The organism is Kribbella sp. NPDC051586 (genome assembly GCF_044453965.1).
In the GTDB taxonomy this organism is placed as follows: Bacteria; Actinomycetota; Actinomycetes; order Propionibacteriales; family Kribbellaceae; genus Kribbella.
In genome coordinates this window covers 189,930-209,700 of sequence record NZ_JBITDF010000002.1, presented here as the reverse complement: position 1 = coordinate 209,700, position 19,771 = coordinate 189,930, and the positions used below count along the sequence as shown (strand labels likewise).

18 protein-coding genes are annotated in these 19,771 nt (G+C 69.6%); 13 read left to right on the top strand and 5 right to left on the bottom strand.

The genetic code is table 11. The features are described from left to right. Positions 1-61: 61 nt before the first annotated feature. The 3 genes from ACIA58_RS11455 to ACIA58_RS11445 all read left to right on the top strand — a co-directional run bounded on the left by ACIA58_RS11455 (position 62) and on the right by ACIA58_RS11445 (position 4,346). Entirely contained in the window at positions 62-1,420 is a 1,359-nt protein-coding gene (locus ACIA58_RS11455; RefSeq protein WP_396403540.1) for a hypothetical protein, read from the top strand. A gap of 85 nt (positions 1,421-1,505) precedes the next feature. Beyond that, positions 1,506-2,984 carry an APC family permease gene (locus ACIA58_RS11450; protein WP_396403539.1) on the top strand — a complete coding sequence of 493 codons (1,479 nt, stop codon included), beginning with the start codon at positions 1,506-1,508 and terminating at the stop codon, positions 2,982-2,984. Between the two features lie 54 nt (positions 2,985-3,038). Beyond that, a complete protein-coding gene (locus ACIA58_RS11445) occupies positions 3,039-4,346 on the top strand; it encodes a basic secretory protein-like protein (protein ID WP_396403538.1) in 1,308 nt (435 codons plus the stop codon). A gap of 119 nt (positions 4,347-4,465) precedes the next feature. Here the strand turns inward: ACIA58_RS11445 and ACIA58_RS11440 are convergent, their stop codons facing one another. Both ACIA58_RS11440 and ACIA58_RS11435 read right to left on the bottom strand, forming a co-directional pair. Then, the gene (locus ACIA58_RS11440) at positions 4,466-6,577 is read right to left on the bottom strand and encodes a 3-hydroxyacyl-CoA dehydrogenase NAD-binding domain-containing protein (protein ID WP_396403537.1); all 2,112 of its coding nucleotides are present in this window, start codon (positions 6,575-6,577) and stop codon (positions 4,466-4,468) included. Further along, positions 6,574-7,773: a thiolase family protein gene (locus tag ACIA58_RS11435; protein WP_396403536.1), complete on the bottom strand. Its 1,200-nt coding sequence runs from the start codon at positions 7,771-7,773 to the stop codon at positions 6,574-6,576. The genes ACIA58_RS11440 and ACIA58_RS11435 overlap by 4 nt, the downstream gene beginning before the upstream one ends. A 196-nt stretch (positions 7,774-7,969) precedes the next feature. On the opposite strand from ACIA58_RS11435, the gene ACIA58_RS11430 reads away from it, so the two are divergent. The 5 genes from ACIA58_RS11430 to ACIA58_RS11410 all read left to right on the top strand — a co-directional run bounded on the left by ACIA58_RS11430 (position 7,970) and on the right by ACIA58_RS11410 (position 11,690). After that, positions 7,970-8,638 carry a hypothetical protein gene (locus ACIA58_RS11430; protein WP_396403535.1) on the top strand — a complete coding sequence of 223 codons (669 nt, stop codon included), beginning with the start codon at positions 7,970-7,972 and terminating at the stop codon, positions 8,636-8,638. Next, positions 8,635-9,297, top strand: coding sequence for a dienelactone hydrolase family protein (locus tag ACIA58_RS11425; protein ID WP_396403534.1), 663 nt, complete (start codon positions 8,635-8,637; stop codon positions 9,295-9,297). Before ACIA58_RS11430 ends, ACIA58_RS11425 begins: the two co-directional genes overlap by 4 nt. 2 nt (positions 9,298-9,299) lie before the next feature. Further along, positions 9,300-9,788, top strand: coding sequence for a glutathione peroxidase (locus tag ACIA58_RS11420; RefSeq protein WP_396404968.1), 489 nt, complete (start codon positions 9,300-9,302; stop codon positions 9,786-9,788). Positions 9,789-9,879: 91 nt separating this feature from the next. Beyond that, entirely contained in the window at positions 9,880-10,470 is a 591-nt protein-coding gene (locus ACIA58_RS11415) for a winged helix-turn-helix domain-containing protein (RefSeq protein ID WP_396403533.1), read from the top strand. Continuing rightward, the gene (locus ACIA58_RS11410; protein WP_396403532.1) at positions 10,467-11,690 is read left to right on the top strand and encodes an MFS transporter; all 1,224 of its coding nucleotides are present in this window, start codon (positions 10,467-10,469) and stop codon (positions 11,688-11,690) included. The genes ACIA58_RS11415 and ACIA58_RS11410 overlap by 4 nt, the downstream gene beginning before the upstream one ends. Here the strand turns inward: ACIA58_RS11410 and ACIA58_RS11405 are convergent. Together ACIA58_RS11405 and ACIA58_RS11400 are read right to left on the bottom strand one after the other, a co-directional pair. After that, entirely contained in the window at positions 11,687-12,949 is a 1,263-nt protein-coding gene (locus ACIA58_RS11405) for a ribonuclease D (RefSeq protein WP_396403531.1), read from the bottom strand. The genes ACIA58_RS11410 and ACIA58_RS11405 overlap by 4 nt on opposite strands. Further along, positions 12,946-13,548, bottom strand: a complete 603-nt coding sequence (locus tag ACIA58_RS11400; RefSeq protein ID WP_396403530.1) for a DUF3000 domain-containing protein — start codon at positions 13,546-13,548, stop codon at positions 12,946-12,948. The genes ACIA58_RS11405 and ACIA58_RS11400 overlap by 4 nt, the downstream gene beginning before the upstream one ends. 107 nt (positions 13,549-13,655) lie before the next feature. Between ACIA58_RS11400 and hemE the strand changes: the two genes are divergently transcribed. The 5 genes from hemE to ACIA58_RS11375 are packed head-to-tail and all read left to right on the top strand — an operon-like array spanning position 13,656 to position 17,712. Further along, positions 13,656-14,696, top strand: a complete 1,041-nt coding sequence (hemE, locus tag ACIA58_RS11395; RefSeq protein ID WP_396403529.1) for a uroporphyrinogen decarboxylase — start codon at positions 13,656-13,658, stop codon at positions 14,694-14,696. Beyond that, complete coding sequence (locus ACIA58_RS11390) at positions 14,693-15,202, top strand: GNAT family N-acetyltransferase (protein ID WP_396403528.1); 510 nt, start codon at positions 14,693-14,695, stop codon at positions 15,200-15,202. The genes hemE and ACIA58_RS11390 overlap by 4 nt, the downstream gene beginning before the upstream one ends. Beyond that, a complete protein-coding gene (hemG, locus tag ACIA58_RS11385) occupies positions 15,199-16,608 on the top strand; it encodes a protoporphyrinogen oxidase (protein ID WP_396403527.1) in 1,410 nt (469 codons plus the stop codon). The genes ACIA58_RS11390 and hemG overlap by 4 nt, the downstream gene beginning before the upstream one ends. Next, positions 16,605-17,300 (top strand): hydrogen peroxide-dependent heme synthase, encoded by a 696-nt coding sequence (gene hemQ, locus ACIA58_RS11380; RefSeq protein WP_396403526.1) that lies wholly within the window; start codon positions 16,605-16,607, stop codon positions 17,298-17,300. Before hemG ends, hemQ begins: the two co-directional genes overlap by 4 nt. Positions 17,301-17,325: 25 nt before the next feature. Beyond that, positions 17,326-17,712, top strand: coding sequence for a VOC family protein (locus ACIA58_RS11375; protein WP_396403525.1), 387 nt, complete (start codon positions 17,326-17,328; stop codon positions 17,710-17,712). Here ACIA58_RS11375 and ACIA58_RS11370 read toward each other — a convergent pair. Next, positions 17,709-19,739: an AAA family ATPase gene (locus ACIA58_RS11370; protein WP_396403524.1), complete on the bottom strand. Its 2,031-nt coding sequence runs from the start codon at positions 19,737-19,739 to the stop codon at positions 17,709-17,711. The genes ACIA58_RS11375 and ACIA58_RS11370 overlap by 4 nt on opposite strands. Positions 19,740-19,771 lie beyond the last annotated feature (32 nt).

Here is a 19,771-nt window from a genome sequence, read left to right as displayed (position 1 = left end):
GGAGTGTCGGTTAGGGTAGCCCGTCTGCGACCATCGGGTACTCGGAGGGGAACCACCCGAAGTGAGTGCAACGACGCCTGTTTCCGGGCCGCCGCCCACCGGCCCCCGCCGCTGGCTGGGGCTGGTTCTGGCCGTGGCCCTGGTGGCGGGCGGCGTCGTCTACACCGTTGAACAGCGTGAGCAGGACGTCCGCAACCACCCGACGGCCGTCCGGACCGCCACACCGACCCCGCCGAAGGCGACCAAGCCGTCGCGGATCGCTGCCCAGATCACCGCGCGCCGGGTCGCCATCGACACGATCCTGCTCCGGCGCGCGCAGGCGGTGCAGACCGGTAACGAGGCGTTGTTCCTGGCCGACGTCGACCCGGCCAACAAGACGCTGCGTGCCGAGCAGAAGATCCTGTTCGCGAACCTGGAGGAGATCGGCTTCGAAGAGGTCGGGTACAGCCAGGCCGAGGAGCGGTTCAATCCGGCGGTGGTGCGTGCCCACGGGAGTACGACGTACCTCGTCCGGGTGCTGATGCGATACCAGATCCCGAAGGTCGATCTCACGCCGGTGACGACCGAGCTCGGCTACACGTTCATCTCCCGGGCCGGCCACTGGCTGCTGACCGACGACAACGACCTGGATGCCGACCTCGGCCCGGGCGCGCATCGCGAGGCCTGGGACCTGGGCCGGATCGAAGTGCAGCGCGGGCCGCGCGTGCTGGTGGTGGTCGAGAAGGGCGACACCAAACGCGGGCGGGCGATCGTCGCCGCGGCGACCGAGGGCCTCGACGAGGTGACGGCGTACTGGCCGCGCAAGTGGAACGGCTCGGTGTTCGTCATCGCGCTCGACGAGACCGACGTACGCGATGCGCGGTTCGCCGACGAGGACATCGAGTCGGCGGCGAGCACCGGCTCGACGTTCTCCTCGCTACCGGGTCAGGACACCGCTGACGGTACGGTCGCCGGCGGGTACATCGTGATCAACCCGAACGAGCGCGACCGCGTCGACGAGATCCTGCTGTCGCACGAGATCACCCACGTCGCCACCGCTGACCTCGGCGGGTACGAACCGCTCTGGCTGGCCGAAGGCTCCGCGGAGTACGTGTCCTGGCGTGGCATCGAGGCGATCAGCGGACCCGCCGAGGTCGGCAAGTGGGAGCAGGAGGTCATCGACGACGCGATGCCGCAACTGTCCTCGCTGCCGAGCGACGCCGGCTTCTACCAGAACTCCGCCGACGTGTACGGCGTGAGCTGGCTCGCGGTGCGGTACCTCGTACAGCGGATCGGACTCGGCAAGGTCGAGGACCTGTACGAGGACATGGCAATGAACGGGACCGACCAGGCCGCCCGGGACCGGATCCTGATGGAGCGGAGCGGTCTCACCGAAGCCACCCTGTGGACGTCGCTGGCAACATACACGCCACAACGCTGAGTGGCGGTTTGACCTCGCGCTGTCAGAGAGGCAACCTCGAAGGGTTCCGTCCTGTCTTTTGGAAGACGCCGTCGAGGAGGCGCAGATGAGTCTTGTGCGGAAGAAGACGATCGAGCAGTCGATCGCCGACACGGACGAGCCGGACTATCAGCTCAAGAAACGCCTCACCGCGATAGACCTGACCGTCTTCGGCATCGGTGTCATCATCGGTGCCGGTATCTTCACCCTGACCGGCCGTGCCGCCAAGCTGTACGCCGGCCCCGGCATCGCACTGTCCTTCGTCCTGGCCGCGTTCTGCTGTGCGCTGGCCGCGTTGTGCTACGCCGAGTTCTCGTCCACCGTGCCGGTGTCGGGATCGGCGTACACGTTCTCGTACTTCTCCCTCGGCGAGATCTTCGCCTGGATCATCGGCTGGGACCTGCTGCTCGAGTTGATGCTCGGGGCAAGCGTCGTGTCGCAGGGCTGGTCGACGTACGCCGCGTTGTTCCTCGATCAGATCGGTTTGGGCTGGCCGTCCTCGATCGGGCCGGACAGCCATGTGAACGTGCTGGCGATGCTGCTCGTGCTCGTCCTGGCCACGCTGGCGACGATCGGGATCAAGGAGTCGCTGCGGGTCAACCTGGTGCTGGTCGGCATCAAGCTGTTCGTGGTGCTGTTCGTGATCATCGCCGGCCTGTTCTACATCAAGGGCTCGAACCTGTCGCCGTTCATCCCGCCGGGCGTCCCGTCTCCGAACGCGCACGTCGACCTCACCACTCCGCTGATCCAGGCGGTCTTCGGCGCCCCGTCGACGTTCGGGGTGATGGGTCTGGTGTCCGGTGCGTCGCTGGTGTTCTTCGCGTTCATCGGGTTCGACGTGGTCGCGACCACCGCCGAGGAGGCGAAGAATCCGCAGCGCGACCTGCCCCGCGGCATCATCGGCTCGCTGGCGATCTGCACCGTGCTGTACGTGCTGGTCTGCATCGTCATCACCGGCATGGTGAAGTACACCGACATCAACGGCGAGGCCGCGCTGGCGGAGGCGTTCCGGTCGGTCGGCCGTGGCGGTTTCGCGACGCTGATCTCCGCGGGTGCGGTGGCCGGTCTGACCACCGTCGTCCTGACGCTGATGATCGGTGCGGCGCGGGTCGTGTTCGCGATGAGCCGCGACCACCTGATGCCCCGTCAGCTCGGGAAGACGCACCCGAAGTGGGGTACGCCGTACCGCCTGACCATCGGGATCGGCGTGGTCGTCGCGATCATCGCCGGTGTCACCCCGATCGGGAAGCTGGAGGAGATGGTGAACATCGGCACGCTGGCCGCGTTCACCCTGGTGTCGATCGCCGTACCGCTGCTGCGCAAGAGCCGGCCGGACATCGAGCGGTCGTTCCGGGTGCCGTGGAGCCCGGTGATCCCGATCGCGGCCGCAGTCATCTGCATCTACCTGATGCTGAACCTGTCGCTGGAGACCTGGATCCGGTTCCTGATCTGGATGGTGATCGGCTTCGCCATCTACGCCCTGTACGGCTACCGGCGCAGCCGGGTCGGCGTGGAGGAGCGCACCGGCGAGGCGCAGAAGGCGTGATCGGACCCTCGGATGGTCGGCTAGGATCAGCCGACCATCCGAGGGGGATCACCGATGAACCACCCCAAACGCCTGTTCGCAGGCGTTGCCGTGCTGGCGCTGGCCGCGTCCGGCGCGGTTGTCGCCGTACGGGTCCGAAGCGGCGAATCAGCACCTGGGGCCAGCGCGGTCGCCGCAGCGGCCCCCACGAGTACGTCGCCGACGCCGGGGGAGCTCAGCGCCGCCGGCGAGTTGGCGCGCAAGCAGGCGATCGATGCGGTGCTGGCCCGACGGGCGGCCGCCGTACTGAAAGGCGATCTGAAGGGGTTCCTGGCCCCGGTCGACGTCAAGCAGGCTGACCTGGTCGCACGGCAGCGGCTGCTGTTCGTGAACCTTCGGAAGTTCGGATTCAGCTCGTTGAAGTACTTCACCGCCGACGCGTTTCGTCCGGTGCCTGGGTTGGTCGCGAAGTTCGGGGCGACGACGTTCTCCACGCGGGTGATGATGCGGTACCAGTTGGTGGGGCTGGATCCGCAGCCGGTGCAGACCGACCTCGGGTACACGTTCGTCCAGCGGCGCGGTGCGTGGGTTCTGGTCGACGACACGGGGACCGACGAGAACCTCAGCGGCGACGGGCATCGGCAGCCGTGGGACTTCAACGAGGTCCAGGTGGTACGGCGCGGCAAGGTCGTCGTGGTCGTGGACAAACGGGAAGCCAGCCTCGGTACGAAGGTCGCGCAGGTCGCCCAGAAGGCGGTGACGTCGGTCCGCAAGCACTGGGCCCGGCCGTGGAACGGCGCGGTACTGGTCGTCGCGATGCCGCAGGACCGGGTCATGTCGACGATCTGGACGGCCGGGACCGGGGACGGCTGGACGATCGCGGCCAAGGCGGTGACGTTGTTCGAGGGGGAGCAGTTGGGCAAGCCGATCGGGCGTCCGATCGGCAGCCGGATCGTGGTGAACCCGGCGCTGCGCAAACGGCTCGACAAGGACCTGCTCGTGCACGAGATGACGCATGTGGCGACGTCGACGCTCGGCATGGCCGCACCGATCTGGATGGTCGAGGGCATGGCGGAGTACGTGCGGTGCCGCTCGATCGAGGACGACCCGCACTGGTCGGTCGACCCGTACCGCAAGCGCGTCAAATCGGCGTACCTCCCGAAGCTGACCAAGCTCCCCGGCACCGACGTCTTCGACGCCGACGCGGACCGCGCCTATGGCAGCAGCTGGTGGATCGTCGAATACCTGGCCGACAAACTAGGCGAGAAAAAGCTGGCCGCGTTGTACACCGACATGTCCCAACACGGCGAAACCTTTCTGAAGAAGGACACCGGCCTGACCCCCGCCCAGGTAGTAGCCGGCGCCAAGAAATTCAAGGGCTAAGAGCGGCAGGCCGGCCCGCTTTCCGGAAAGAAGTTTGCGCTCAGTGGCGATTATGTTCCGGCAAGCTGGTTGCTGGGGGCCGGACCGGGCTTCCGGCTCCGGACCGACCCCCAGCGGTATCAGGTGAGGCCGGCGACGCCGCGGGGGAGGAAGCGGGTGCCGTTGACCTTCTCGGCGATGCCGGTGCGGTCGAGGTACGGCGTGATGCCGCCCAGGTGGAAGGGCCAGCCGGCGCCGAGGAGGAGGCAGAGGTCGATGTCCTGGGCCTCGGCGACCACGCCTTCGTCGAGCATGATCTTGATTTCCTCGGCGAGGGCGGTCAGCACGCGGTTGCGGAGTTCGTCGGGGGTGGACGGCTTGTCGCCGACCGTCACCAGCGCCTCGACCTCCGGGTCCACGACCGGCTTGCCCTCCGGCCACAGGTAGAACGAGCCCTTGCCTGCGGCAACAACCTTCGCGAGGTTCTCCGATACCGCGAACCGCTCCGGGTACGCCCGGTTCATCGTCTCCGCGACGTGCAGCGCGACCGGCAGCCCGACCAGCTGCAGCAGCACGAACGGCGGCATCGGAAGGCCCAGCGCGGAGAGGGCGCGATCGGCGTCGGGGATCGGCGTACCTTCGTCGACCGCCGCGCTGACCTCGCCGAGGAACCGCGTCAGCAGCCGGTTCACCACGAACGCCGGCGCGTCCTTCACCAGCACACACGACTTCTTCAGCGTCTTGCCGACCGCGAACGCAGTCGCCAGCGACGCGTCGTCGGTCCGGTCCGCGCGGATGATCTCCAGCAGCGGCAGCACCGCGACCGGGTTGAAGAAGTGGAACCCGACGACCCGCTCCGGGTGCTCCAGGTCGGCCGCCATCTCGGTCACCGACAACGACGAGGTGTTCGTCGCGAGCACGGCGTCCGGCCGGATGATCTTCTCCAGGTCGGCGAAGATCGCCTTCTTCAGCTGCAGTTCCTCGAACACGGCCTCGATCACGAAGTCGGCGTCCGCGAACACACCCTTGTCGACCGACCCGGTGACGAGCGCCTTCAACTGGTTCGCCTTGTCGGGACGCACCCGGCCCTTCGCGAGCAGCTTGTCGATCTCTCCGTGTACGTACCCGACGCCACGGTCCACCCGCTCCTGGTCGAGGTCCGTCAGCACGACGGGAACCTCGAGCCGCCGCGCGAACAGCAGCGCCAGCTGCCCGGCCATCAGACCCGCGCCGACCACACCGACCTTCGTCACCGGCCGCGCCAGCGACTTGTCCGGCGCACCGGCCGGCCGCTTGGCCCGCTTGTTCACGAGGTCGAACGCGTAGAGCCCGCTCCGCAGCTCCTCGCTCATGATCAGATCGGCAAGCGCCTCGTCCTCAGCCGCGAACCCACGATCCCGATCGTTGTCGCGAGCCGCCGCGATCAGATCCAAAGCCCGGTACGGCGCCGGCGCCGCCCCGCTGACCTTCAGGTCGGCGAAAGCCTTGCCCCGGGCAACGGCCGCGTCCCACGCCTCGCCCCGGTCAACCGAAGGCCGCTCGACCACGACGGCGCCCGTCAGCACCTTCGAAGCCCAGAGCAGCGACTGCTCGAGGAAGTCGACCGACTCGAGCAGTACGTCGCCGATGCCGAACTTCACCGCCTCCGGCCCGCTGAGCATCCTGTTCTGGTTCAGGGCGTTCTCGACGACCACCTTGACCGCGTTGTCGGCGCCGATCAGGTTCGGCAGCAGGAAGTTGCCGCCCCAGCCCGGGATCAGCCCGAGGAAGACCTCCGGCGTCGCGAGCATCCCGGCCGCCACCGAGACGGTGCGGTAGGAAGCGTGCAGCGCGACCTCGAGGCCGCCGCCGAGCGCCACACCGTTCACGAACGCGAACGACGGCTTGCCGCCGTCGACCAGCTTCCGCATCACGCCGTGCCCGATCTTGCCGAGCGCCAGTGCCTGCTCCCGGTCGGCCAGCTTCGGTACGCCGGTCAGGTCGGCGCCGGCGGCCAGGATGAACGGCTTGCCGGTGACACCGATCGCGACGATCTCGTCGCGGGCCAGCGCCGCATCCAGAGCCTCGTTGAGCGACCCGAGACCCTTCGGCCCGAACGTGTTCGGCTTGGTGTGGTCGTGCCCGTTGTCCAGCGTGATCAGCGCCATCGTGCCGGCCTTGCCCGGCAGCACGACGTCCCGCGAGTGCGCGAGGGTGACGACCTCGTCGGTCGACAAGGCAGACGCCGACTCGATCAGTTCCTGCAGGCTCATGCGGCCGCACCTTCCCAGTTCGGGTTCTCCCAGATGACAGTGCCGCCCATGCCGAGGCCGACGCACATGGTGGTGAGGCCGTAGCGGACCTCGGGGCGCTGCTCGAACTGCTTGGCCAGCTGGTTCATCAGCCGGACCCCGGACGACGCCAGCGGGTGGCCGTACGCGATCGCACCGCCGTACGGGTTGACCCGCGGGTCGTCGTCGGCGATGCCGTAGTGCTCCAGGAACGCGATCACCTGGACGGCGAACGCCTCGTTCACCTCGAAGGCCTCGATGTCGTCGATCGTCAGCCCGGCCAGCCTCAGCGCCTTCTCGGTCGCCGGGATCGGCCCGACACCCATCACCTCGGGCTCGACACCGGCGAAGGCGTACGAGACCAGCTTCATCTTCGGCTTCAGACCCAGCTCCTCGGCCGCGGAAGCAGACGTCAGCACACAAGCGGTCGCGCCGTCGTTGATGCCCGCCGAGTTGCCCGCGGTGACCCGGCCGTGCGGACGGAACGGCGTCTTCAACGCCGCCAGGTCCTCGACCGTGGTGCCCGGCCGCATCGGCTCGTCGGTGGACGCGTAGCCCCAGCCCTGCTCGGCCGACCGGGTCGCGACCGGCACGAGGTCCGGCTGGATCAGGTCGTTGGCGTAGGCCTTCGCGGCCTTCTCCTGCGACGCCGCGGCGTACGCGTCGGCGCGCTCCTTGGTGATGCCCGGGAATCGGTCGTGCAGGTTCTCGGCGGTGGAGCCCATCACCAGGGCGGAGGTGTCGACCAGCTTCTCGGCGATGATCCGCGGGTTCGGGTCCACGCCCTCGCCCATCGGGTGCCGGCCCATGTGCTCGACACCGCCGGCGATGACCACGTCGTACGCACCGAACGCGACGCCGGCCGCGGTGGTGGTGACGGCGGTCATCGCGCCGGCGCACATCCGGTCGATGGCGTACCCGGGCGTGGTGTTCGGCAGGCCGGCCAGCAGGGCCGCGGTCCGGCCGATGGTCAGGCCCTGGTCGCCGATCTGGGTGGTGGCCGCGATCGCGACCTCGTCCACGCGTTCCGGCGGCAGACCCGGGTTCCGCCGCAGCAGCTCCCGGATGCACTTGATCACCAGGTCGTCGGCGCGGGTTTCGGCGTACTGGCCCTTGGCCTTGCCGAACGGGGTGCGAACGCCGTCGACGAACACGACATCGCGGATCTCACGGGGCACGAGGGCCCTCCTCTGGGGGTCGGGAACGCTACCACGATGCTACCCGTCGGTAACAGAAGTGCCCAACCACCCCCCGCTGTGCGGCTGCTCACACAACACACACGGGCCACAACGGTGTGCTCACTCGGACGTTACCCGTGGCAAACCGCCTGGAATCGGCGCATGCTGGGGGCAGGTAGCTATGGGGAGCCGTTCTATGAACAACCTTGATCTCGCCGTACCGGTCCTGAGCCGGGGCAAGCACCGCAACCCACGCAAGGGCGCCTGCTTCATGGAGTTCGCCTCCTACTTGGCCGGCGAGCCGTGGTCCGACCATCCCGCCTGCACGCATGCGTTGCTGGCCGGAGTCGCGAGGGACGTCAACGACTGTACGACGGACGCCGGGCGGTCCCGTCTCGCGCCGATGATCCCGTCGGTGATCGGGCTGACGCCTGACGACCCGCACGTCGTACCGCGGGTGACGGCACGCTGCATCCAGCACGCGTTGCCGGTCGTCTCGCAGGAGCGGCAGTACATCCTGGCCGTCGCGTTGCTGGTGGGGGAGAAGCAGCTGGCCGCGCTCGACGGGCGGCCGCTCGACGACATCGAGCCGGACTCGCTGGCCGTGCTGCAGGCGGTCCCGTCGGCGACGAAGTGGGCCCGCTCGTTCACCGCGCGCTCCCGCCGGGGTACGCCGGACTTCGCCCGGCGGACGGCCCCGCGCGCGGTGTCGTGTGCGGTCGAAGGCATTTCGCAGGCATGCGTGCCCGATCCTGACGACCGGCTGTACAAGCTGCTGGTCGACGCGATCGCCGAGACGAAGCTGTGGATGCCCGCACCCGCGCCCGCGCCGGTTACGCCGGAGGTCGTACGCTTCACCGTGTGACCTTGGAGCTCGACGACGGATTACCAGTCCACGAGTGGGGATCGGCCGACGCCGACGCGCCGGGAATCCTGCTCCTGCAGGAGATCTTCGGAGTCTCCGACTACATCAAGCAGCGTGCGGCGGACCTGCACGCCCTCGGGTACTACGTGATCGCGCCGGAGATCTACTGGCGCCTTGACGACACCGAGCTGGACGAGTCCTCGCCGGAGCTGCTGCAACGCGCGATGGGCATCGTCGGGCGCCTGGACTGGGATCTCGCGGTGAAGGACGCCCTTGTGGCGCTGCACTACCTGCAGGTGCGCGGCAAGGGCGCAGGCCTGGTCGGCTTCTGCTTCGGCGGCGGACTGGCCTTCAACGTCGCCGCCGTGTCGCGCCCGGATGTGCTCGTGAGCTACTACGGCTCCGCACTCAAGGACCTTCTGGAGCTGAGCCCACAGGTGACCGCGCCGAGCCTGCACCACTTCGGCAACACCGACATGTACCTGGACGTGGACACAATCGTCCCCGCGCTGGGCGATGCCGAGATCCACCGGTACGACGGCGCCGGCCACGCGTTCGACAACCCGCTGCCGATGTTCCACAACGCCGACGCCTCCGCGCTGGCGTGGCGCCGTACCGAAGCCTTCCTCGCCCGTCACCTCCCAACCTCCCAAGGATGAGCATGAGCCTGTACGACATCCCGCTGACCACCCTCTCCGGCGCATCGACGTCGCTCGGCGACTACAAGGGCAAGGCCGTCCTCGTCGTCAACGTCGCGTCGAAGTGCGGTCTGACGCCGCAGTACGAAGGCCTGGAGAACCTGCAGAAGAAGTACGAGTCCCGCGGGTTCACCGTGCTCGGCGCTCCGTGCAACCAGTTCGGCGGCCAGGAGCCGGGGACGGCCGAGGACATCGAGACCTTCTGCTCGACGACGTACGGCGTCACGTTTCCGATGCTCGACAAGCTCGACGTGAACGGCGACGGCCGGCACCCGCTGTACGCCGAGCTGACGCTGACTCCGGACGCCGACGGCGAGGCCGGTGACATCCAGTGGAACTTCGAGAAGTTCCTGCTCAGCCCCGAGGGCACCGTCGCGGCCCGCTTCCGCCCGCGCACCGAGCCGGAGTCCGACGAGGTCATCGCGGCAATCGAGGCCCAGCTCCTGAAGTAGTAGCCGCAGGCCGGATCGCCCGTCGCAACCGCGGCGGGCGATTCCTTTGCGAGGTATTGCAACACCTCTTTCGAAAGAGTACTTTCGATGCATGCCGAACCCGCATCGCCGCCTGAGCGACCCCCGTGAGCTGAACGCGCTGGCCCATCCGGTGCGGATGGCGATCGTCGAGCTGCTGTCGATCAGCGGGCCGCTCACCGCGACGGAGTTGGCCGACCGGCTCGACGAGACGCCCGCGAACTGCTCGTGGCATCTGCGCAAGCTCGCGCAGCACGGGTTCGTCGAGGAGGCCGAGGGCGGGAAGGGCCGGCAGCGGCCGTGGCAGGTGCCCGGGCTCGGGTTCCGCTGGGACGACGAGCACGCGTCGGGCTCGGTCGACGAGCGGCGAGGCGCGCAGGCGCTGTCCGAGGTGGTGATGGGCCGCGCGATGGACCGGTTGCGGGAGGCGCAGCAGCGCTTGCCGGAGGAATCCGACGAATGGCGTGCGGCGCACTACAACTCCGAGATGGTCGCCTGGCTGACGGCGGACGAGCTCAAGGAGATGAACGACGCGATCAACGCGGTGCTCGATCGCCACGTCGAGCGGCTGACCGATCCCACCCAGCGGCCGGCCGGCTCACGGTTGTGCGAGTTCGTGGCGTGGGGCGTCCCGACGTACTTCCCGGGAGTTGAGCCGGCATGAGGAAGCTGTTCGCCCAGCCCGGGTTCCCGCGCCTGTTCGGCGGGTTGAGTACGTCGATGCTCGGCGACTCGGTGATGTTGCTGGTGCTGAGCATGTGGGTGAAGACGCTCACCGGCTCCAATGCGATGGCCGGTCTGACGTTCTTCTTCATGGTGCTGCCGGCGCTCGGCGCCCCGCTGCTCGGTGTCTGGGTGGACCGCCTGCCCCGCAAAGCGATCCTGGTCTGGGGCAACTTCGCCAGCGCCGCCGCCGTGCTCCCGCTGGTCCTCGTCCGGGACGAGAGCGACGTCTGGCTGATCTGGGTAGTCGCCTTCCTGTACGGCGTCTCGTTCGTCGTGCTGCCCGCCGCGCTCAACGGCCTGCTCAAGGAGCTGTTGCCGGACGAGTTGCTCGTCGACGCGAACTCCAGCCTGGCCACGATCAAGGAGGGCTTCCGGCTGTTCGGGCCGCTGGTCGGGGCGGCGATCTTCGCGAGCGTCGGCGGCTGGCTGGTGGCGGTCGTCGACGCGGCCACCTTCCTGGTGGCCGGCCTGTTGATCGCGACGATCAAGGTCACCGAGACTCCGGCCCCGGTGGAGCACGCCTTCCGGGAGGAGGTGCTGGGTGGGATCCATTTCCTGGTCGGCGACCGTGTGCTCCGCCACGTCCTGGCCGGGCTCGGGATCTCGATCCTCGTCATCGGCTTCTTCGAATCGTCGATCTACGCGCTGCTCGACGCCTTCGGCAAGCAGGCGACCTTCGCCGGCGCCTTCGTGACGTGCCAGGGCGTGGGCGCGATCATCGGCGGCCTCACCGCGGCCCGGGCCGTCCGCCGGCTGGGTGAGGTCGCCGTCTGTACCCTCGGTCTGATCGTCCTGGCGATCTCCACCGTCGTCTGCATCGTCGCGCCCACCATCGCCGTCGTGCTGGTCGGCGCGGCCATCTGCGGTCTGGGTCTGCCGTGGACGTTCGTTTCCTTCACGACCTTGATGCAGCGCCGCTCGCCGGGGTATCTGATCGGCCGGGTGTCGACCGCGGTCGAGGTCCTGCTGTCCACCCCGCAAGCGATCTCTCTCGCCCTCGGCAGCCTGCTCGTCAGCCTGCTGAGCTACCGCCAGATCTTCGCGATCATCGCGACGGTGATCGTGCTCGGCGCACTCCAGATCGCCCTCACCCTGCGCGATCAACTCCGCCCGCAGCCGGTCGCAACAGAACCGGCATCCGAGCCCGACCTGCTCTAGTCGAGCGGTTTGGCCGGTGCCTCCGACGTCATCGCGTCGGTGAGTACGTCGGCGGTCAGGCCGATCTGCCACGGGCGGGCGTGGTGCTCGCGGAGGAACGTCGTGACGACCTCGAGGCTGACGTCGCGGGGCGGCGACCAGGCAAGGCGGCGGATCGTGTCCGGCGCCAGCAGGTTCTCCGTCGGAAGGCGGTGGGCCTCCGCGATCTCGGCCACCGCCGTACGGGCGGCCGAGAGGCGCGCGGCGGCGTCGGGGTCGCGATCGGCCCAGGCGCGGGCCGGCGGCGGACCGTCGTACCGCGGTCCTTGCTTGGGGAGCTCGGAGTCGGGGAGCCGGCGGGCGTGGTCGACCGCCTCCCACCAGGTCCGCATGTGCCGGTGCGCGCCACGGCCCTTGAACGCGGTGAGCTTCTGCAGCGTCTCCCGATCGGCCGGCATCGCTGACGCTGCCTCGACGATCGCGGCGTCCGGCAGCACGCGGCCGGGGGAGATGTCGGCGGACTCGGCGATCTGGTCCCGCGCCTCCCACAGCGCGCGGACGACGGCCAGGCTGCGGCGGTTGCGCACCCGGTGCATGCCCGACGTACGGCGCCACGGGTCCGGCTTCGGTTCGCGCGGGGGAGCGTCGAGGATGGCGGCGAACTCCTGTTCGGCCCACTCCCATTTGCCTTCGCGGCGCAGCTCCTGCTCGATCGCGTTCCGCAGTTCGATCAGCATCTCGACGTCCAAGGCGGCGTACACGAGCCAGGGCGCCGGGAGCGGACGGGTGGACCAGTCGGCGGCGGAGTGCTCCTTGCGCATCCGATAGCCGAGCACTTCGCTCACGAGCGAGGCAAGGCCGACCTTCGGGTAGCCGAGCAGACGGCCGGCCAGCTCGGTGTCGAACACCTGGCGCGGCACCATCCCGACCTCGGCCAGGCAGGCCAGGTCCTGGTTGGCGGCGTGGATGATCCACTCGGTGTCGACGATCGCGTCGCCGAGCGCGGACAGGTCGCCGAACGGGATCGGGTCGACGAGCGCGGAGCCGGAGCCTTCACGGCGCAGCTGGACCAGGTACGCGCGGTGGGAGTAGCGGTAGCCGGAGGCGCGCTCGGCGTCGACGGCCACCGGGCCGGTGCCGGCCCGGAACGCCTCGACCGTCTCGGTCAGCGCGGCTTCGTCTTCGACCACGTCCGAGAGCCCGTCCCGCAGTTCCAGCAGGGGCAGGCTCACGATGGGGTCGTCCGGAGTGGACGGCTGCTGCGTCTCGGCTGGGCTCATCGGCCCCGCTGTCCGCGCCGGGTCGGCATCGCGACCACCCCCGGCGGAACCGGCGGCAGGCCGGCAGCCGTGCAGAGCACCTCGCCCCACGCCTCGGCATGCTTGGTCACGTCCACCAGTCCGCCTGGTCCGGGCACGGGACTCCAGGACGCGCGGATCTCGATCTCCGCCGTCGCGTCGTCGTCGGCCATGCCGCCGAAGCTTTCCGATACCACTCTGGTGACGGTACCGCTCGGGGCCAGGAAGTCGGCCCCCCGGTCGGCCAGCGCCTCCATCAGCCAGGTCCAGCCCACGCCGCCGAGCAGCGCGTCGGTCACCATCTCCGGTTCGACGGCGGCACGCACGTACGCGACACAGCGGAAGGTCGACTGCCAGGCGTCGTTCCCGGCCGGGTCGTAGAGGATGACGAGCCGGCCGGTGGCGACATCGTCGCCGTCAACCGTCACGTCGGCGCTGACCGCGGCCGCGTGCGGTGCGATCCGCTGCGGCGCGGGCATCTCCTCGACGAAAACCTCGGGCCGGAACCGGGCACCTCGTAACTGCGAGACTGCCTCGGCGAACTCCGCGGGTGGCGCGTCGACCTGCTTGCGGGCACCCATGCTTGGCAGCCTACGACCGATTACTCACCGACGCTTGTTTAGACGCGCCGGTAACTGGCCGCGACGGTGCTGACAAGTCGCCGCGGACCGCGTGGGATCATCGCTGTGTGTCTTCGACGTCGCTGGATCGTTCCCCGTACCTGCTGGCCGCCCGGGGCGAGCCGGTCCCGCACACTCCGGTGTGGTTCCAGCGCCAGGCCGGACGCGCGCTGCCCGAGTACCGCAAGGTCCGGGAGGGAATCTCGATGCTGGAGTCCCTCACGCGGCCCGACCTCGTCGTCGAGATAACGCTGCAGCCGGTCCGCCGTTACGGCGTCGACGCGGCGGTCTTCTACTCCGACATCGTGGCCCCGCTGAAGTCCGCCGGTTTCGACGTCGACATCAAGCCCGGCGTCGGCCCGGTGGTGGCGGAGCCGATCCGGGACGCGGAGGGGGTCCGAAGGGTCCGGCCGGTCACTCCGGCGGACGTGCCGTACACGACCGAGGCCGTGCAGCAGCTCGTCTCCGAGCTCGGCGGTACGCCGCTGATCGGTTTCGCGGGCGCCCCGTTCACCGTCGCGTCGTACCTGGTCGAGGGTGGGCCGAGCAAGGACTTCGCGAAGACGAAGGCGATGATGCACGGCGACCCGGACCTCTGGCACGCGCTCGCGGACCGGCTCGCCGACGTCGCGATCGCGTACCTGACCGTCCAGGTCGAGGCGGGCGCGTCGGCGATCCAGCTGTTCGACTCGTGGGCCGGCGGGCTGTCACCCCGGGACTACGAGCGGTTCGTGATGCCGCACTCGGCGAAGGTCTTCGAGGCGCTCGAGCCGTACGGCGTACCGCGGGTGCACTTCGGCGTGAACACCGGCGAGCTGCTCGGCCTGATGAGCGCGGCCGGGGCAGACGTGGTCGGCGTCGACTGGCGCGTCCCGCTGGACGAGGCCGTACGGCGGATCGGCACTCCGAAGCCGGTCCAGGGCAACCTCGACCCGGCGCTGCTGTTCGCGGGCTGGGAGGCGATCGAGCCCGAGATCGACCGCATCCTCGAAGAGGGCAAGGCGGCTCCGGGCCACATCTTCAACCTCGGCCACGGCGTCCCGCCGAACGCGGATCCTGAGGTGCTGGAGCGCGTCGCGAAGTATGTCCAGGACCGGAGCGCGCGGTGATCCGTCTGCCGGACCACCCGGTGACGCTGGAGCTCCTGACCGCCGAGCACGCCGACGCCGTCCTCGCCTTCGAGCTGGAGAACCGGGCGTACTTCGCCTCCTGGATCTGGGACCGCGGCGACGACTACTTCGCGAACTTCGCGGCCAAACACGCCTCGCTGCTCGCCGAGCAGGCGGCCGGGATCTGCCGCTTCCACGTGCTGGTGGACGAGTCCGGTGCGGTCGCCGGCCGGGTGAACCTGGTCGACCTCGAGAACGGGTCGGCCGAGCTCGGCTACCGGATCGCGGAGAAGTGGGCCGGACAGGGTCTCGCGACGGCCGCGGTGCGGGCGATCATCGGTCTCGCCGCCACGGCGTACGGCCTGTCGACCCTGTCGGCCGGGGCCTCGGACCACAACGGTGCGTCGCAGGCGGTGCTGACGCGGGCCGGATTCCGGCAGGTCGGCACCTCGAGCACCGACCTCGGGCCGGGAAAGAAGTACGAGCTGGTCCTGGAGGGCGTGTGAGCCGGGTCGTTGTCGTCGGAGGCGGGATCAGTGGGCTGGCCGCCGCGCATGCGCTGGCAACCGGGCCGAATCCGCCGCAGATCACCGTGCTCGAAGGGTCGCCGCGGCTCGGTGGGAAGCTGGCCGGCGCCGAGGTCGAAGGGGTGCCGGTCGATCTGGGCGCCGAGTCGGTGCTGGCGCGCCGGCCCGAAGGTGTGGAGCTGATTCGGGCCGTCGGGCTCGGTGACGACGTGGTCCACCCGGCGACGACCTCCGCCGGTCTGTGGGTCGGCGACCGGATCCGCGCGATCCCGCCGACCGTGATGGGCGTCCCGGTCGATCCGTCCGCGACGGCCGACGTGCTCGGGCCGGCGGCCGCCGAGCAGGTCGCGCACGAGGCCGATCTCGCGGCGCCCGCGCTCACCGAGGACGTGGCGATCGGACGGTTCGTGGCCGAGCGTATGGGTGCCGCGGTGACCGACAAGCTGGTCGACCCACTGCTCGGCGGCGTGTACGCCGGGAAGGCCGAGGAGATCTCCTTCGCGGCCGCCGTGCCGGACCTGTACGCCAAGCTGCGGACCGCGCCGAGCCTGCTCGCCGCGACGGCTGAGCTGCGCGAGCTGGGCCAGAAGCGCGCCGGCCAACCGGTGTTCGCAGGCATCGTCGGGGGCGTCAACCGCATCATCACCGCACTGGAGCAGGACCTGACGGCTCGTGGCGTGGAGATCCGCCGCAAGCTGACGGTACGGCGGATCTCGCGCACGCCGGACGGCTTCGCTCTGGAGGCCGGGCCGGTGCCCGCACCGACGCTGCTGACCGCCGACGCGGTCGTCATCGCCGTACCCGCGGCTCCGGCGGCGCGGATGCTGACCGAGCTGGTGCCGGCGGCATCGACCGAGCTGGCAACGATCGAGTACGCCAGCATGGCGATCGTGACGCTGGCCGTCCGCAAGCGTGACTGGCCGTCCGACGCCACCGGGTCCGGGTTCCTCGTGCCGTCCGTGGAGGAGCGCACGATCAAAGCGTCGACGTACTCGCACGCCAAGTGGGCCTGGTCCGCGGAGGCCGGGGGAGAGCTGGCGGTACTGCGGGCCTCGGTCGGCCGGCTCGGTGAGGAGTACGTGCTGCAGCGGTCCGACGAGGAGCTGGTCGCCCTGGCGGCCGCAGACCTGCGGAAGGCGATCGGCCTGCACGCCGAGGTCGTCGGGTCGCTGGTGACGCGGTGGGGCGGCGGCCTTCCGCAGTACGCCGTGGGGCACCTGGACCGCGTCGACCGGGTCGAGGCCGCGGTGGCCGGCGTACCGGGGCTGGCGGTGTGCGGAGCGACGTACCGGGGTGTCGGGATCCCGGCGTGCATCGCGTCCGGCGGCAAGGCAGCCACCCGGGTGCAGGAGCATCTCAACGCATTGGAGACAATGGCGAAGTGACTGGTAAGCCGAAAGCCCGTGAGCTCAACGATGTCATCCGCTACACCTTGTGGTCGGTCTTCAAGGTCGAGACGCCGCTCGGCGACGCGGACCGGGACGAGCTGACCGCCGAGCTGGAGGAGTTGGTCGGCAAGCTCGCGGCCGATGACGTGGTGATCCGCGGGATCTACGACCTCGAGGGATTCCGGGCCGACGCCGACTTCATGATCTGGTGGCACGCGCCGACGTCCGACGCGCTGCAGCAGGCCTTCCACGCGCTGCGCCGCTCGCGGCTGGGCCGGCACCTGGTCCCGGTCTGGTCGCAGTTCGCGCTGCACCGGCCGGCCGAGTTCAACAAGAGCCACATCCCGGCGTTCCTGGCCGACGAGGAGCCGCGGGGCTACATCTGCGTGTACCCGTTCGTCCGGTCCTACGAGTGGTACCTGCTGCCGGACGAGGAGCGCCGCTTCATGCTCGCCGAACACGGCAAGATGGCGCGCACCTACCCGGACGTGCGGGCCAACACGGTCGCGTCGTTCGCGCTCGGCGACTACGAGTGGATCCTCGCCTTCGAGGCCGACGAGCTGCACCGGATGGTCGACCTGATGCGCGACCTGCGTGCGTCGACGGCCCGCCGGCACGTGCGCGAGGAGATCCCGTTCTACACCGGCAAGCGCACCGGCGTGGCGGACCTGATCGCTAACCTGGCCTGACTGGGGCGGAGGGGCGGGTTTCGAGATGGCGCAGCTGCATCGCAAGGCCTTCCCAGTTCTGTACGTCACGAACGTGAGCCGGTCGGTGGAGTTCTACGCGCTGCTCGGCTACGAACAGACGTACCAGTTCCCGCTGGAGGGCGATCCGCACTACGTCGGTCTCGAGCGCGGCGACTCGTCGCTCGGCCTGTCCGACGTCAGCTGGCCCGAGGCGCAGCTGGGCATCACTGTCGGCACCGCTCCGCGCTTCGAGCTGTTCGTGTACGTCGACGACGTCGAGGCCGAGGTGGAAGTCTTCCGTGCCGCGGGCCACCGGGTGCTGCAGGAGCCCGCGACCATGCCCTGGGGCGAGCGGCAGGCGTACCTCGCCGACCCCGAGGGCAATCCGGTGGCGCTGGCAACCCCGATCTAGGTGCCGGGCTTCTGCAGCAGGTAGTCCTCGGCGCGCATCGACGTCGGCGGCCGGACGTCGGCCGGGATGAGCTCGCGCAGGTCGCGCTCGGTCAGGCTGTCCGGGTCGCGGGCGGACAGCCGGGTGGCCTGGTTGGAGATGGCCTCCTCGAGCACGTTCCGGATGAACCGGCCGTTGCCGAAGCTGTGACCACGGGGCGCGGGCGGGATGACGGTGCGGACCTTGTCCAGCACGTCCTCGCCGTAGATCATCCCCTTCTGCCGCGCCTGCAGCTCGAAGATCGCGACCAGCTGGTCGGTGTCGTACTCGCTGAACGACAGCAGCTTCGGGAAGCGTGACGCCAGACCGGTGTTCGACTCCATGAACCGCTGCATCTCGCGGTGGTACCCGGCCACGATCACGATGCAGTCGTTCCGGTGGTCCTCCATCAGCTTCAGGATGGTGGCGACCGCTTCGAGGCCGTAGTCGCCCGGCGTGCTCTCCGGGGTCAGGCTGTACGCCTCGTCGATGAACAGCACGCCGCCGAGCGCCTCGCGGAACTTGCCCGCGGTCATCGGCGCCGTCGAGCCGACACTGGGGCCGACCAGGTCGGAGCGGTCGACCTCGACCACGTGGCCCTTCTCGAGGACGCCGAGCTGGTGGTAGATCCGGCTGAGCAGTCGCGCGATCGTCGTCTTCGCCGTACCGGGCTTGCCGACGAAGACCATGTGCCGGGCCCGCTCGTGGCTCGGCAGGCCGAGCTCGGTCCGGCGCAGGTTGGTCTTCACCTCGGCGACCATCTTGCGGACCGCGTCCTTGACCGACTCCAGGCCGATCAGCGCGTCCAGCTCGGCGAGCGGGTCGTCGCTGAAGTCCAGCGGCTTCGGCAGCGGCTCGTCGAGGTTGCCGTCGCCGGCGGAAGCGTCGGCGTCCTCGCGCACCGTGTTCCAGGCGGACGAGAGCGAGTTCGCCTCGTTCTCTGCGGCCGCGGTGGCCTCGAGCGCGCTCCAGCGCTCCCGGTCGAGGACGTGGAACAGCGAGGTCAGATCCGGGATCTCGGGCTCCGGCCACGGTGCCTTGGTGAGCACGCCGGACAGATGGATCGCGGCACGGGTCGCCGCGGCGGCCCAGGCCCTTGCGATCGGCGCCTGGTCGTTGCGGATCGCGCGGGCGAGCCACTGGTTGACGTGCGCCAGCCAGGTCTGCCGGTTGAACGTCTGGTGGATCTCGGTGAGCGCCTTCTCCAGGTCCTGGGTGGCGCTGCCGACGGCCCTGGCGACGGCCTGCGGGATGCCGCGCAGACCGGTGGCCAGGATCAGCTCGGCCATCAGCTGGGCGTAGTCGCCGGCGTACTCGTCCGGGCTGGTCATCAGCAGCCGGGCGTGGGTGTCGCGGATCGAGTTGAGCGAGTAACGCAGGGCCGCGGTCGGGCCGCCGAGCTCGGGGAGTACGGCGCGCTCGCTGTCCTTGAGCGCGTCGTTGCGCCAGTACTGCGCGATGTCGTCGTACTCGCCCGTGACGTGCAGGTGGGTGGCTTCGCGGTCGGCCAGCACGCGGTCGAAGGCGGCCGTCAGCGCCTGGGCGCGGGCCGCCATCGGGGGTGCGTCGAGGAACAGGCTGACGACGTCCCGGGACAGCCGCAGCGCCTGCCGGCGGCCGTGCTCGCGGAAGCCGCGGGCCCCGGCGATCGCCTGCAGGTGCCAGTCGGTCGGTCCCACGTAGACGACGTGCCCGGCACCGCCGAGCCGGGACGACGGCCGGTAGAAGTCGTGCGTGAGCTCGGTGCCGAGATCGGCGTACTCACCGTGCAGGACCGGGATCCACCCGGTCAGCAGGGGCGCCACCTCGTGGGTGAACCAGACGGCTGCCGGAGTGCCCTTGATGAAGTCGGGGAACGCCTCCGCCCGCAGCGGCCGCAGTGCCTCGGGGTCGTCGGCCCAGGCCCGCAGTTGAGCCCGAACCCGGGCCGTCCACTCGGCCGGCACCTCCCACGGCTCCTCCGCCGCCAGCACATCCAGAACTCGCGGTCTGCGGATCTCGTCTGCCACCAATTTCCTTCCCCAGGAGCCACCAGCCGACC